Annotated in this window: 12 protein-coding genes; 4 read left to right on the top strand and 8 right to left on the bottom strand. The window is 40.5% G+C overall.

From position 1 onward, the window contains the following. Window positions 1-442 precede the first annotated feature (442 nt). Window positions 443-3,877 carry an amidohydrolase family protein gene (locus T7867_RS14710; RefSeq protein WP_322299491.1) on the bottom strand — a complete coding sequence of 1,145 codons (3,435 nt, stop codon included), beginning with the start codon at window positions 3,875-3,877 and terminating at the stop codon, window positions 443-445. A 146-nt stretch (window positions 3,878-4,023) separates the two neighbouring features. Between T7867_RS14710 and T7867_RS14705 the strand changes: the two genes are divergently transcribed. Further along, entirely contained in the window at window positions 4,024-5,049 is a 1,026-nt protein-coding gene (locus tag T7867_RS14705) for a DNA/RNA non-specific endonuclease (RefSeq protein WP_322299490.1), read from the top strand. A 17-nt stretch (window positions 5,050-5,066) separates the two neighbouring features. Then, on the top strand, window positions 5,067-5,927 hold the full coding sequence (locus tag T7867_RS14700; RefSeq protein ID WP_322299489.1) for a CPBP family intramembrane glutamic endopeptidase: 861 nt from the start codon (window positions 5,067-5,069) through the stop codon (window positions 5,925-5,927). A gap of 170 nt (window positions 5,928-6,097) precedes the next feature. On the opposite strand, the gene T7867_RS14695 is transcribed toward T7867_RS14700, so the two are convergent. After that, window positions 6,098-6,484 carry a hypothetical protein gene (locus T7867_RS14695; protein ID WP_322299488.1) on the bottom strand — a complete coding sequence of 129 codons (387 nt, stop codon included), beginning with the start codon at window positions 6,482-6,484 and terminating at the stop codon, window positions 6,098-6,100. A 457-nt stretch (window positions 6,485-6,941) separates the two neighbouring features. Here T7867_RS14695 and T7867_RS14690 point away from each other — a divergent pair, with 457 nt between their 5' ends. Continuing rightward, on the top strand, window positions 6,942-8,354 hold the full coding sequence (locus tag T7867_RS14690) for a PAS domain S-box protein (protein WP_068222833.1): 1,413 nt from the start codon (window positions 6,942-6,944) through the stop codon (window positions 8,352-8,354). Window positions 8,355-8,375: 21 nt separating this feature from the next. On the opposite strand, the gene T7867_RS14685 is transcribed toward T7867_RS14690, so the two are convergent. From T7867_RS14685 to T7867_RS14660, 6 genes are all read right to left on the bottom strand, one after another. Further along, a complete protein-coding gene (locus T7867_RS14685) occupies window positions 8,376-9,932 on the bottom strand; it encodes an OmpA family protein (RefSeq protein WP_185101281.1) in 1,557 nt (518 codons plus the stop codon). Between the two features lie 239 nt (window positions 9,933-10,171). Further along, complete coding sequence (locus T7867_RS14680; RefSeq protein ID WP_068222835.1) at window positions 10,172-11,074, bottom strand: histone deacetylase family protein; 903 nt, start codon at window positions 11,072-11,074, stop codon at window positions 10,172-10,174. A 196-nt stretch (window positions 11,075-11,270) separates the two neighbouring features. After that, window positions 11,271-11,822 (bottom strand): hypothetical protein, encoded by a 552-nt coding sequence (locus tag T7867_RS14675; RefSeq protein ID WP_068222838.1) that lies wholly within the window; start codon window positions 11,820-11,822, stop codon window positions 11,271-11,273. A gap of 61 nt (window positions 11,823-11,883) precedes the next feature. Continuing rightward, complete coding sequence (locus T7867_RS14670; RefSeq protein ID WP_068222841.1) at window positions 11,884-12,405, bottom strand: acyl-CoA thioesterase; 522 nt, start codon at window positions 12,403-12,405, stop codon at window positions 11,884-11,886. Next, window positions 12,405-12,917 carry a DinB family protein gene (locus tag T7867_RS14665; protein ID WP_068222843.1) on the bottom strand — a complete coding sequence of 171 codons (513 nt, stop codon included), beginning with the start codon at window positions 12,915-12,917 and terminating at the stop codon, window positions 12,405-12,407. The genes T7867_RS14670 and T7867_RS14665 overlap by 1 nt, the downstream gene beginning before the upstream one ends. 35 nt (window positions 12,918-12,952) lie before the next feature. Next, complete coding sequence (locus T7867_RS14660) at window positions 12,953-13,465, bottom strand: gamma carbonic anhydrase family protein (RefSeq protein WP_068222846.1); 513 nt, start codon at window positions 13,463-13,465, stop codon at window positions 12,953-12,955. 136 nt (window positions 13,466-13,601) lie between these two features. On the opposite strand from T7867_RS14660, the gene T7867_RS14655 reads away from it, so the two are divergent. Then, window positions 13,602-14,345 carry a YceI family protein gene (locus tag T7867_RS14655; protein ID WP_068222848.1) on the top strand — a complete coding sequence of 248 codons (744 nt, stop codon included), beginning with the start codon at window positions 13,602-13,604 and terminating at the stop codon, window positions 14,343-14,345. Window positions 14,346-14,359 lie beyond the last annotated feature (14 nt).

The following is a 14,359-nucleotide window of genomic DNA, read 5'->3' as shown; positions in this document are numbered from 1 at the left end:
GGGCGTTCTTTGGTTCACGAAAGTTCAGCGCTATTTACCAATACCGCCAAATCAACGATTTGGCGCGGAGTATCTCGACAGTTTGGTGCTTTCTACTGCCCTTCGTACCATATACAAATCTTTGAGACCCATAATGACCTCTGGTTCCATAACATCAGATAAAACAATTGCTGTTCTTCCTTTTGCCAAAATGAATTGCTGCGGTGCTGACGGAAATCCTACTAACTCACCAATCAACTATTTAACCAATCACCCAGTCTCCTAAAAGAAAAAACCAGCAAGGTTACCCTTACCGGTTTTTGATTTCTAATTGTATGCTCCTCGTCCCCTTCCCGAGACATCGAGAGATGCCAGGCGAGATAATCTTAGCACCCCTTTAGGGGCTGGGGTAAAATCAGGAGATCCTTCGGTCGTACCTCCCTCTGGATGACGTTATTAAACATTACTTCCTCAAGCCCGGTAAACCCTCTGGCTTCGCCTGATGCCAGTAGAACTGCTCAGCTTTTTTCTTGCGAGGATATACTTCGTCTAAAGTGTTTGCATCGTAAAGCCTTCCGTTTTTCATGACTCTGAAAATATTATTCGTGTTTCTCAGGTTAGTCAACGGATTGTCATTGAGGATCACCAAATCGGCTAGTTTACCTGCTTCAATGGAACCTAAATCACCTTCTAAGCCAAGTGCCCCTGCTCCGTGAATTGTTGCAACTTTTAGAGCATCGTGCTCTTCCATTTCAGAACCTACCGCCCAAAGCTCCCAATGGTAGCCTAGCCCTTGCAACTGACCGTGACTACCGATTCCGGCCAAACCACCTTGTTGCACTACAGCATTTACGCCTTCGCTATGCTTACGGAACACATGTTCTTCGTCCATAAACCACCCTGGTCTTCTTCTAGACTTTGAGGCTAGTTCATCATAAGGCGTAAATCTTTGTAGCTTCTTATCGTGGTAAGGGTTCTCTCTACTGTAAAAGTAATTTTCGGCCCAAGGCCCACCATACGATACCAATAAGGTTGAAGTATAAGCCATTTTAGACTCAGCTACAGAATAAGTTACATCCTTATAAAGCGGAGCAATCGGGAAAGAGTGCTCATGCCCAGGGTAACCGTCAATTAGCTGAGTCATATTCAACTTGAAATCCAAACCACCTTCGGTAGTTGGCATTAGCTGTTGTTCCTTAGCTGCTTCAATTACCCATTGTCTTTGCTTCCTATTCCCCACCAAGTACATCTTGATGGTTTTGGTATTATAGTACTCGCTGTACTGCTTCAATACTCTCTTGGTGTGGTCTAGGTCTTTCAAATTATACATCCAGTAACCAACACCCGGGCCGGTTGAATATACTCTTGGGCCGTATAAATCACCCGTTTCTACCAAGTCAGAATAGGTTAGAACGTCTGTGGTAGCGGTTTGAGGATCGCGAGTAGCCGTTACTCCGTAAGCAAGATTAGCTGCATAAACCCACACCTGATTCTTATGTAAACCCCACGCTGGCCACATGTGAGCGTGAGTATCGATAAAGCCAGGTACAATGGTTTTTCCAGCCATATCAATCACCTCAGCTTTTCTAGGCACTTCGAGTGTACCACTGGCTCCAACAGCTTTGATTCGCGCATTTTCTATGAGAATATCACCGTTTTCAATAACCTCATTGCCATTCATAGTAATGATTCTGGCTCCCTTCAGTAAAGCTATACCTTCAGGTACATCCTTTTTGGCCATCACCTTCACACGGAATTCTGTTGGCTGGTAACCTTCATCCTTTTTCTCTTCCTTCTTATCTTCCTCAGTCTCTTCTTTGGCCTCTTCTACTTCCTCTTCCTTCTCTTCGTCTTTAGCAGCCTCCTTAGCCTCAGCTTCTGCTTTCTTGGCCATTTTTACACTATCGGCATAAGCTTCAGCTTCATCCAGATCATAGATAAAATGGGCATTTCCGATTGACCAATGGACCTTTTTAGCATCGGCCGACCATGCAGGGAACTGACCACCTATTTCTGTAAGCTTCATGGAAGGAAACTGAGAAGATGATGGGTTTGAAACGGAAATAGTTGACGTTTGACCTAATTTCGGCACAGTCACCACATAGATATCGTTGTTGATCAAAGCCATGGCTTTATCACCTTCAGGCGCCATATAAATGGCAGTTGCTCTTGAAGGAGGATTGTTTTCTCTCCAGCCTTCACCTTCGCCCAAAGAAGTTCCGCCTGCTCCATGTTTGTCTTCCGACCATGGGTCATAAATTTCATAAGGCGAATGGTCATGTCCTGCAATTGAGCCATAAGTAGAGATACCCGTGACTTTGACTATCTCCTTTTCATCAGTTCCATCCCAACGCACAGAGCTCAGTCCGTTAAATCCGCTCAGGTAAATTCTATCACTACCTTTCACAAAGTGAGGTCCGCTTTTACCTCTGGTCTTCATAATGAAATTGATTTCACCACCATCAGGTGAAATCCAGCAAAGGTCTTCATCGGCACGGGCAGCACCAGGGCCAGAAGCATCTTTTAGGTTTTGAGCACTACCCTTGGTGAACACAATTCGGTTGTTTGGTGCCCAAACCGGTGTCATATAAATAGCTGGCTCAGAGGTAATTTTAACAGGTCTAGGCCTTCCATCAACATTCACTTTGTAGATTGAACCTCCTTCGGTATCTGACCAAGTGGCAAAAGCCACAGTCTTACCGTCAGGCGACCATGTAGGCATGGCTTCCGTCATGTCGAAATCCGTTAAGCGTTTTGGCTCACCATCAGGAATAGTCATAACATAAAGCCTATTTAGTGCTGTAAAAGCCAATTTCGATCCATCAGGAGATGGAACACCATCGCGAATTTGAGTTACCACCATATCAGTTTCATCAGAAATTGGGTAATCAAACTTCAACCTTGGACCCATTTCTAGTTTCACGTCTACATCTAAGGGAATTTCAGTAGCCTTTCCTCCTTCGATAGCAACTTTGAAAAGCTTTCCATCCCAAGAAGTAATCACCTCTTTAGAGTCTGGAGTAAATGACATAGCTGGCAGTACGCCCAACGGAGCAATTGACTCTTGCTCATCGCGCTGAATCGGATAAGCTAACCATCGCTCGTCACCAGATTTTAAATCTCGAAGCACTAAGCCGGTCTGATCTTCATAGCGAGAGCCATAGACCATCCACTTACCGTCTGGTGATAAAGTAGGTGTAAAGGCCGAGCCATAGCGTGAAGTAACCGTTGAACGCTCACCGTTTTCTCTATCGTACACACCAATTTGATACTGAGGCAATTGTGCATTGTAATTCCATGCACCATTTCTTTGTGAGAAGTAGATGTATCGGCCATCAGGAGAGAAAGCAGGTTCAATAACTTTTAAAGAAGATGGGCTACTAATTAACTGGAAACCTCCGCCACCATCTTTGTGGTACATGAAGAGCTTTAAGTTTCTTCTGCCTTTGGTTACTACTACATAGTCTCCATCTGGTGACCATTCTGCGGATTGAACCCATTCATTATTTCCTTTCGTGATCTGTGAAAACTCTTCGGTTTCCAAGTCCATGATCCAAGCGTTGTCTGACCCCGATCTGTCTGAAGTAAACACAATGCTTTTACCATCGGGGCTATAGCGAGGATGCGTATCATAAGCCATACCATCAGTGATTCTCGTGGCTTTTCCGCCAGAGATAGGCATGGTGTATAGGTCACCCATCATATCAAAGGCAATAGTTTTTCCGTCAGGGGAAACATCTACAGAAACCCAAGTACCTTCTTTGGTATTGAATTCCAACAGCCTATCTGCCTTAAGCGGAAGATCTTTGTAGGTCTTTTGGTTGAACTTTGAGGTATCGGATTTTTCTTTTTGGAAGGCGTGGGCCTGGAGCCCCATAAACATTATGGAAGCTACCATAAGCAAACTTAGGAGCTTGCTTCGCCTCATTAGTGATTGGCCAAATTGGTTCATAGTTTTTGGATTGTTGTTAAGACATCCTTGAATTTAAGAAATATCATTTACGCTAGAAGCCGATTATTATTTAACATTGCGAAAAAACCAGCATGGCTCAGAAACGAAAAACTACTTCAAGGAAAACTAGCGCAAAAAAACGACCTTCAGGTCGAACTAACAGCGGTTCTAGCTTCGGCAGGTTTCTCCTTGGCATTATCATTTTAGCAGGATTGGCCTATGTTGGTTTGGCGCTAAAAGAAGGTCAATTAGTGCCAAGTGTTATTCAGGAGTTCAGTGTTGAGTCACTCTTACCAAGTAAATCTGATACAGAAAAGCCTGAGCCTACAACTGTTAAAAAAGAGCCAGCAGCACCAACTCCAAAAAAGGAAGAACCTAAAGCGGTTGAGCCTGAAAAGAGCCTTGATTACGATGCATTCGACCTATATTTCACTGCTGCATTCGATTTTGGTTGGCCAGCCTACAGCGCTACAGATGCTGTAATAGAAAGACCTTATTACACCATCAGTTATAGCGAAGAACACGAGCAAGCTATGTGGGTAGCCTATAAATTAGTGGCCGATTCCTTGGCCAAGCCTACATTCGAAAGAAAGGACAACTTCCGAGAAGACCCAAGGGTTCGTACCGAGTCGGCTTCACTAGCAGACTATAGAGGCTCTGGATATGATAGGGGTCATTTGGCACCAGCAGCAGATTTTTCTTACGATGAATTTGCCCTATCGCAAAGCTTTTACATGAGCAATATGAGCCCTCAAGACCCTAGCTTTAACAGAGGCATTTGGAAGAAACTGGAAGACCAAGTACGTAGCTGGGCCAAGGCAAATAATACCATTTATGTGGTCACTGGGCCAGTTTTAAATAAGAAATTCAAAACCATTGGCAGAAATGAAGTTTCAGTACCAGAATACTACTACAAGATAGTTCTCGATATTGAAAAGCCAGAAGTAAAAGCCATTGCCTTTCTGATGAAGAACGAGAAATCATCGGCTGACTTGAGCACTTTTGTAGTAAGCATCGATGAATTGGAAAGGTTAACCAAGCTAGACTTCTTCCCTTCTATGCCCGATGAACTTGAAGACGCTTTGGAGAGTGGCATAAGTATTAATAAATGGTTCTAGAGTATTAGATTAGAACCATGAAATACTACACACGCATTCTAGTTTATATTGTACTACTTTTCTTCGCTGTCGGTTTCTTGCAGATAGTTGGTGCTTTAATGGTAGGAGTCAGTTTCGATGAAATAACAGGGAGTGGAGATGAGCTTACCTTAATGGAGGACACTATAATCTCCTACTTCGGATTGGCAGGCACCATTGCTCTATTCTTTTTTGCATTTCAGAAAATAGAGGAAATCTCTATCCCAAAAAGTTTCTTTTCTACTCATCAACTTAAAAGAGATACTCTCTTGGCAGTGATTACAGTAGTTTCAATTATTGGGATTGGTACGGCAATTTTATTGCTTTCTAATCAAATATCTTTAACCCCACTCCCCTTTGATGGCGGAATTGTTTTAACAACTTTTCTGCTTTTTGTTAGCGTTTCAATTCAGGAGGAATTGTTTTGTAGAGGGCTAATCCAAAAGACCTTAATGAGGTCTATCCCACCATACACCGCCCTTATTGTAGCTTCATTCCTTTTTGCCTTACTGCATGCCTTCAACCCTAACTTTTCACTCCTCGGCTTTATCAACTTGACCTTGTCTGGAGTACTATTAGGCTTAGTATTTATGCATACTGAGAATCTTTGGTTTTGCTTTGTAGCCCACTTGATATGGAACTTTATACAAGCCCCGTTCTTAGGATTCAATGTAAGTGGGAATGAAATTCAATCAATAACACAGATCCAACTTTATGGCCCCACTTATCTAACAGGCGGTAAATTTGGTTATGAAGGATCAATTCTGTGCACAGCCCTTTCAGTAATTGCCATATTCATTCTAGACTTGTACTTCAGAAAAAGAAACAAAGAATCAGTAAGACTTTCTGACATTGTCTAAAAAGCTGTCTCACAAGCCATTAATCTCCTGATTATTAAACTAACTAGAAGTCTTTATCGAACCAGAAAACCTCCAATGAGGAGAGATTCTCTCTCATTTATTATGATGGAGAGAAATAAAGATTAGCTCTTGAGACAGCCACTTTTACACCTATTCTAGTTAGAATTCACTTATCCCTTTTTCCTTTCGGCTGTCATTTCCAGTGTACCATCAGGCGTGTAAACAGCGCCTTCGCAGTCATCACCATCGAACTTAAATTCGAACTCGATAGTTCCACCATCTATTTCGGCACTACCTTCTAGAATCATATCGTCAAATACAACATCCTCTAGCTCAATTGTACCATAGACATCGCTTTTAATAGACACCTCCAGAGTTCCATCTTCTGCACGAGAAATGATCATATCTCCTGTTAAGTCCCCTTCTGGCATAGATACTTCATACTCCCATGTTCCAGTTGGGTCGTATGCTTCTTGAGCCACCGATTGATTTACTGAGAACACGGTGAGCAAAAGCGCCAATGCGCTCAACATCATTGATTTCTTTAAAGTTTGCATTGTTTTCATCATGAGTTTTTGATTTGTGAATGATAGATGCTTCAAGTTACACAATGGTTGCTTGGGATTAAACTTTTAGTAGTCTGAAGATCAGCTAGCAAGAAAAACAGCAGTAGTGAACAGGTCTATAGTTTTCAAAATGGAATTCAGTGAATTAGGGCTAATTGAAATAGTCTAAAAGCCGGCTAGGAAGAAAAAATCGCTACTACCTTTCACTAGAGTAACCGGTTAAAGTCATTAAAATACAGGTTAATGCTGTTTAAAACATGTACTTTTAGAAGTCGACTTGCTCAACAAAGTAGCTTTTGTAAAGAAAGTTCATCAAATTATGGGTACATAAAATTGATTGACATCGCATGTAGCTAATCATCTGATGTCATAAAGGTGGGGAAAGCTAGTAAAACTATCCATTCAGGTTAGCGCGTCATCCTGAAATAACATATCAGAATTATAATGTATGAACAATACCATTAAGCCTACACGTGTTTTGATAGTTGAAGATAATGTAGGAGATATTTTCTTGGTTGAAAAGTTCCTAAAAAAGCGGTTCGACAACCTATCGATAGATATTGCAAATACATTTAAGAAAGCCAAGACTCAAATCTTAGCGTGTTCAGACTATGATGTGGTCTTATTAGATCTGAAGCTTCCTGATTTAAGCGGGCACAAACTTGTAGATGAGGTATTAGACATCTGTAATTGCTCCGTTATTATTCTTACAGGATACTCAGATTTAAAAGTTGCTAAGGAAGTTCTAGCCAAGGGGGTAGCAGATTTTTTAATCAAGGATGAAATAAGCCCTGAAGCACTTCATAAATCTGTTTTGTACGCCATAGAGCGCAAGCGTTTTATAGATGACCTCAGAGCTACTAAAGAAAATTATAGAAACCTATTTCATTTAAGCCCTCAACCTAAATGGATTTATGAGTTAAGTACATTTAAAATATTGGATGCCAATACCGCTGCACTAAAGCAATATGGCTACTCTTTTGAAGAGTTCATAGGCAAGCAAATCCATGAGCTCAGACCTCCTGAACATATTCCAACGCTACAAAAAGTGATAAAAAGGCCACTAAGCGAAAGACAGACACCATATAACGGAACTTTCGTGCATAGAAAAAAAGACGGTCAAATCATTACTGTAGATATTTATAGTAGAGATATCCTCTTCCAAAACATTCCCTCGAGAATGATTGTGGCCATTGACATATCGGAAAGAAAAAGGCTTCAGGAAGAATTACAACTCACTTCTTACAATGTAGAAAAAAGGGAACGTGAAAGAATGGCTACAAGCCTCCATAATGGCCTGCAGCAAATGCTTCTCGCATCATTTATGAGTATTGAAGCATTAGGTAAGGAGGTTGAAAAAAAGCTTGACTCGCGCAGTAAGTCCTCTTATGTAAAAGGACTATCATTGCTACAAGAAGCCATAGAAACCACTAGGAGGATTGCACATGAAATTACTCCATTTGAAATTGAAGAAAAAGGGCTAACTGCCGGTATAGAAACCATACTCGAGAGACACTTTCAATCTAACTTAACCTTCAACTTTATAAATGACCTGAAGTCTAATAGGCTTCCGACTAACCTGGAAATCATACTTTTCAGAACTACTCAAGAAATCATTAACAACATTGTTAAGCATGCAAAAGCTTCAACGGCTGATATAACTCTTACCGAAAAAGATAAAGAACTCATGCTAGACATTTCTGATAATGGAGTTGGGTTTGACCCTAGCTTGGTAGGTAAAAAGCACCTTGGGCTAAAAGCACTGAATTCATCTATAGATTCAGTGAATGGACATCTACATATAGATTCTCAACTTGGCAAAGGAACAAAAATAGAGGTCAGAATACCTGTGCCTTATTAGTATGATAATGCTAAAAGCCTCTTAGCGAATAATTACAAACTCTACCCTTCTGTTTATTTCTCGGCCTGATGCACTATCGTTATCGGTTAGTGGTTTTTCGCCTCCAAAACCTTCAAACTCTACTCTTTCGGCATCAACCCCCTTGCTTAACAGGTAATCCCTTACGGTTTTTACTCTTTCCACAGAAAGCTCTTTGAGCAATCTGGCATCACCTCGGTTATCGGTGTGCCCTTCTAGCCTAATGGCCATTCCTGGGTTAGACTCCATCATTTGTACAATTTCATCCAGTTGCCTTTTAGCTACTTCTGGGTTAGAGAAGTTCGCAGAAGCCCGATTGAACAATACATTTTCAATCTTTACTTTAGTCCCTACTTCTTCAGGAGTTAGATAGAAGGTCTCTACGGAAGACCCTCCAAATTCATCGCTCATACTCTGTACAGATGAACCCGCAGTAAAAGTTTCTTGATATTTTAAAAAGCCCTTGGCTGCAATACTCACTTCTACAGAAGCTCCCTCTTCTAATGACATAACAAAATGCTTGTTTTGAGAGTCAATGTCAGCGGTATTTATATCAATATCCTTACCATCGTAGCTCATTTTCACCGAGGCATCCACAGGTGTTTCAGTTCGTTTATCTAACACCTGAAAAGTCATTACCACAACTGAGGTTTTTTCATTTTCTATTGGCATTTCGGCCTCTTCTTCTTGAGCTAAGACTTCTTCAATAGACTCTTGTAATGCTTTTTCTGCATCGCTGAGGGCATAATTAAACAGATCTCCAAAGCCCTCACTATTTTGAGTTGTAGAAAAGAAAGCTACATCTCCTGAAGCTGGAATAAAGTAATCTCTCTCGGTACCTTTTGTATTAATTCCTTCTCCCAAGTTCACTGGGGTAGACCAATCTTGCCAAGAACCATTCAACCGTTTTGTAACGAAAATATCTCTGCCCCCGAGGCCATCATGAGCATTAGATGTAAAATAAAGCGTCTCATTATCTGCAGCTAAAAATGGAGACCATTCTTCGCCATAAGTATTTACCACATTGCCCAACGTTTGCGGCTGGCTCCAAGTATCATCACCTTGTTTAAAAGACACATATAAGTCTTCGTTACCTTCAGAAAGGTATGATCTCATGGCCAGGATCAGCGTATTTTCTTCTGCGTTAATAGTGGCACCTAAGTAAGGTGAGTTATTAGAAAAATACTGAATTTGAAGTCTTTCAGGCTTTTGCCATTCGCCATTTAGTTTAGTAGATACTGCAATTCCATTTCTCATACTTCCTCCACCTTGACCATCGGCATCAAAATAATTCAGTAAGTACATTCTATTACCATCGGCACTAAAACCAACTACTCCATTTAACCCTGGGTGATTAATAACATTGCCAGCATGTTGCGCTTTACTCCATCCGCTTTCCGTTTTGGTAGAGAACCAAATATCTCCCCTATCAATCACTCCTCCAACATTTGCGGCATGACCAGAGCGCGTAAAATAGAGTGTTTCACCGTCTGGACTCAATGCAGGACTGTGCTCATCGTAAGATGAATTAACACTATCTATTTTAAGATGGCTCTGCACTTGGGCTTTGACAGAAAATAAAAACAGAACTCCTATAAGGATGAAACTGCAACGATTGAGCATGGAATTTTTCTTAATAATTCGAATTACGCGTAAAGCGATGGTGAGTTCAAGACAGGCTGCTTTAAACTTTGTTAATGCAAATTAAATGAAATGAACTGAATTAACCATTTGAAAGTAACGCTGAATAGTCAGTGATTTCATCTGGTAAACGTAGATTCACAACGGTATATTTCAACCTAAAAATATATCTCTTGAGCCAAACGATAGGTATTGGCATGTGCCTCAACAATATGAGCTATGCGCTCCGAGTACCCACCACCCATACTGGCAACCACAGGAATGCCACAAGCCTTGCAGCGTTCTAGCACCATTCTGTCTCGCATCTTACAACCTTCTATACTCATTCCTAACCTACCTAATTTATCGGTAGCCAACACATCTACCCCAGATTGGAAAAAGACAAAGTCTGGCTGCACCTGATCTAACAACTCGTTTAGGTGCCTATCTAATAGCTTTAAGTAAGTAGGATCGTCTGTACCATCTTCTAATCCCACATCCAAATCGGACTGCTCCTTATGCATTGGGTAATTAGACGCTCCGTGCATGCTGAAAGTGAACACTTTTGGTTCGTTTTGGAATATTTGCGCGGTACCATTTCCCTGATGAACGTCTAAATCTACCACCAAAACTTGTTTAGCCAACCCTCTATCTAACAGGTGATTGGCTGCAATGGCAATATCATTGAGCAGACAAAAGCCTTCTCCTCTATCAGTAAAGGCATGGTGCGTTCCTCCAGCAATATTCATTGCTACTCCATAATCTAAGGCAAACAATGCCGCCTGAACTGTTCCATTCATTATGGTTATTTCCCTTTCCACTAGCTGCTCAGATAATGGAAAGCCAGTTTTTCTCTCCTCTTTGCGGGTTAAACTCTGACTCTTTAGCTTTTCCCAATAATGAGCATTATGGGTACGCAAAACTTCAGATTCTGATAGTGGGCTTGGCACAAAGAAGTTCGCATCTTTTACCGTACCCTCGTAGAGCAACTGCTCTGGGAGAAGGTTATACTTCTCCATCGGAAAGCGGTGATTCTTGGGTAGCGGATGTGCATAAATCTGAGTCCAAGCTATCTTGAGCATAATAGTTACACAAATGAGGTTTGAATAAAAACAGTGTAGTCCTTCTAAGCCAAAACTAAAGCCAGATGTTTATTTATGATAAATAAAATGTGATTTAGTGTCAGGTAAAGCCATACACACAGGACATAAAAAAACCAGAAAGAACTCTATTCCTATAGAATCTTTCTGGCTTAGCTAATTCTTAGCCAATTATATTTTAAGCGTCCTCATCGAACTGAAAAGAGTAATGAGTAGGGTCTAACTTTAGAGTATCTTCATTAAACTCCTTTATAAACTTCTCAATCACTTTTGGGTTAATTTGATCTACGTTTAAGCCTACATCTAGTCCAATTCCATAATCTATGTTAGGGTCTACATCTACATGTTCCTGAACTTTCACTGCTTCATCTTCTTCCAGTTCGTCCATTACCTCGGTCATGTAAAGACCAATTTCTTCTTCCTGGTCGTTTAGAGGTTCAATGTCTCCATTTTCATCTTCTTCATAAACTATACTCTTATAGTTTGGGTATTTTTTGGCTACTTGATGTTCGGCTAGCTCATATATTTCGCTGCTGTGTTGCAGTTTAAGCGTATAAATGGCAGCATCGTATATTACCTCTCTGCCTTCATAAACTCCAATAAAAAAGAAGTTCATAAAGTCTTCAGAATTGTCTTCAGAGTCTATGACCACATAAGACTGACCTTTTTCGGCCATTTCTTTCCTTAACTCTTCAATTTCCTGAGGGTCAAAGCCTTGATTTGATTGCATAAGTATCTAAGTATGGATTAGTAACGGTTCAATATTTAATATAAATCATTTTTTGTGGGTGTCAAAAATTTGTTTGCAGACTTGCCTTTACCTGCTTCACTCTTTCATCGAATTTATTGGGGTGATATTCAATTTCATCGAAAAGCATGGCTTTTAAATAGGCCTGTACATCAGCCGAATGAGTAGTGGTTCTACTGGTGTCCATAGCCACATATTTGAAGGTAGACCACATGAGCGTTTTCAGGTGACTTTTAGAGTCGTCCGTCATTAGGTATTCGATCACCGTGGTATTATCATCAAAGTGAATTAACCTAGTAAATATTCTAACCCATTCACCCAAATTAGCAGATCTCAGGTAGGCTATGTGATGGTTATAAACCACCCAAAAAGCTTTGTATTCCTGAATAATATCTTTCATTTCAACACCATAGAGTTTAGGCACTTGGTCTTCTCTGGCGTTGAAAAAGTAGTCGAAGTATTTAGCGTTATTGAGGTGTCTTAAAGGGTCACAGTCTTGAAAACGGATTATTACCCTAGACTCGGTCTGTTTTTGGTATTCTTTATTGGAATCTATTATCGACATTATAAATAGCGTTCTTTTAACACATCTGTATGGTGAGCACAGTGACCGTAGATCATTCCTGCCAAGGCCCTTACACTTACTGGGTGGTCAGAAGCCGTACCAACTTTAAGGCTATCAGATTCAGGCATATCATCAAACAAAAAAAGCGTTGACGTTCTTATGGCCACAAACTCTTCAATTAAGCTTGAAAAACTTCGAGTTGTAGTAGGACTAGCGGCTTGATACTCATCTTGATCCATCCCTGGCAATGCTTGCTTTTCTCCCCGTGCGATACACAATGCCCGGTAGGCGAATATCCGTTCGGTATCATTAATGTGATTCAAAACCTCTTTAATGCTCCATTTACCTGCTGCATAACGGTAATCAGACTTTTCTTCAGAAATATCTGACATAAAGCCTGAGAATGAGGTAAGCTGGGCTCTTAGTAACTTAATGAGATTATCTTCTTCTATTTTATTGATGTAGGTAGAGTAAAACTCATTGTACTCACCTGCTTTGGGTTTACGGATCATGATTTAATTTAGCTTTTTCTGGTTAGAGATTGAATCTAATCTTCGATCCAACTGGTGTACATTTTATAGTGCTCTGGTGTCTTTTCAATCACCGTTTTAAGCTTCTCGTCTATATCTTTCACTTTTCTAGCAGGAGTGCCTGCATACAAAGAGTTTTCTTCTACCACAGTATTGGCTAAGACTACAGCTCCTGCCGCTATCATAGATCCAGATTTAATAACCGCATTGTCCATAACAATAGCTCCCATACCTATCAACACATTATCTTCAATGATACAGCCATGAACAATGGCATTATGACCAATGGACACATTTTTACCTAACACTGTCTTAGATAAATTCAGTGTGCCGTGAATAACCGCCCCATCTTGAATGTTGCAATTTTCTCCCATTTCTATGGTACAAACGTCTCCCCTAACCACGGCATTGAACCAAACATTGCAATTTGCAGCCATTTTCACATCTCCTACAATGGTAGCATTGTCGGCTAACCAACACGAAGAATGAATTTCTGGTCTTTTACCTTTTACGCTTTTTATTAGAGCCATTTTTTAAAAATATATGTATATACACTGAACTTTTGCATTACTTCGCGAGTTAAACGATCAATTACGCAGAAGACCGCAACTTTTAAAGCGCACTGCAAGATTGAAAATTTAAAATTAATCTATAACTCAAGACAAAATGAAGTTTTTAAAATCAACATTAGCTCTATCGCTTTTAGCGGTATTTGCTGTTGCATGTGGCTCTAAGAGCAACACCGTTGAAACATCTGAAGCGAAGGAAGTAGCTTCTGCAGATGACGCAACAGCCATCACTGTAAATACTCAAAACAGTATGGTTACTTGGATTGGCAGCAAGCCAACTGGTAAGCATAATGGTAGCATCAGCATTGCTGACGGTGAAATTATGGTAAACAATTCAGAGATTGTTGGTGGAAACTTCACCATAGACATTACTTCTTTGAAAGCATTGGATATGGAAGAAGGTACTGACGGATACAACAACCTTGTTGGTCACTTAATGTCTCCTGACTTTTTTGACGCAGAGAACCACCCTACAGCAACATTTGAAGTAACTGAGGTTAAGCCTTTTAGTGCTGCAAATCTAAGCGCTGACAAAGACGAGTATGACTCTGAGAACAAGCCTGCTGCACTTAGCGAAGTAATGGTAGAAAACCCTACTCATTTTATTTCAGGTAACCTGACTATGAGAGGTACTACTAAAAACATTACTTTCCCTGCTCATGTAGAAATGAATAACGGTGTAATTAAAGCCAAAGCTAACTTCAATATTGACAGAACTGCTTGGGGCTTATCTTATAACACTGAAGCTAACTTTGTAGACCAAGCAAAAGACAAAATGATCTACGACACTGTAAACGTAGGTTTCGAACTTGAAGCTGGTAACACTTCTGCTTCAGAGTAAGACAACAAAATTTT

The organism is Roseivirga spongicola (assembly GCF_034376045.1).
In the GTDB taxonomy this organism is placed as follows: domain Bacteria; phylum Bacteroidota; class Bacteroidia; order Cytophagales; family Cyclobacteriaceae; genus Roseivirga; species Roseivirga spongicola.
Note: the sequence above shows the minus strand (reverse complement) of the source record. Positions and strands in the feature narration are given on the sequence as shown.

Excerpts from the sequence above, each read along its gene's own strand:
- T7867_RS14670 (WP_068222841.1), bottom strand. The coding sequence starts at position 12,405 with ATGTCGATAATAGATTCCAATAAAGAATACCAAAAACAGACCGAGTCT.
- T7867_RS14655 (WP_068222848.1), top strand. The coding sequence starts at position 13,602 with ATGAAGTTTTTAAAATCAACATTAGCTCTATCGCTTTTAGCGGTATTT.
- T7867_RS14665 (WP_068222843.1), bottom strand. The coding sequence starts at position 12,917 with ATGATCCGTAAACCCAAAGCAGGTGAGTACAATGAGTTTTACTCTACC.
- T7867_RS14710 (WP_322299491.1), bottom strand. The coding sequence starts at position 3,877 with ATGGTAGCTTCCATAATGTTTATGGGGCTCCAGGCCCACGCCTTCCAA.
- T7867_RS14690 (WP_068222833.1), top strand. The coding sequence starts at position 6,942 with ATGAACAATACCATTAAGCCTACACGTGTTTTGATAGTTGAAGATAAT.
- T7867_RS14695 (WP_322299488.1), bottom strand. The coding sequence starts at position 6,484 with ATGCAAACTTTAAAGAAATCAATGATGTTGAGCGCATTGGCGCTTTTG.
- T7867_RS14680 (WP_068222835.1), bottom strand. The coding sequence starts at position 11,074 with ATGCTCAAGATAGCTTGGACTCAGATTTATGCACATCCGCTACCCAAG.
- T7867_RS14660 (WP_068222846.1), bottom strand. The coding sequence starts at position 13,465 with ATGGCTCTAATAAAAAGCGTAAAAGGTAAAAGACCAGAAATTCATTCT.
- T7867_RS14675 (WP_068222838.1), bottom strand. The coding sequence starts at position 11,822 with ATGCAATCAAATCAAGGCTTTGACCCTCAGGAAATTGAAGAGTTAAGG.
- T7867_RS14700 (WP_322299489.1), top strand. The coding sequence starts at position 5,067 with ATGAAATACTACACACGCATTCTAGTTTATATTGTACTACTTTTCTTC.
- T7867_RS14705 (WP_322299490.1), top strand. The coding sequence starts at position 4,024 with ATGGCTCAGAAACGAAAAACTACTTCAAGGAAAACTAGCGCAAAAAAA.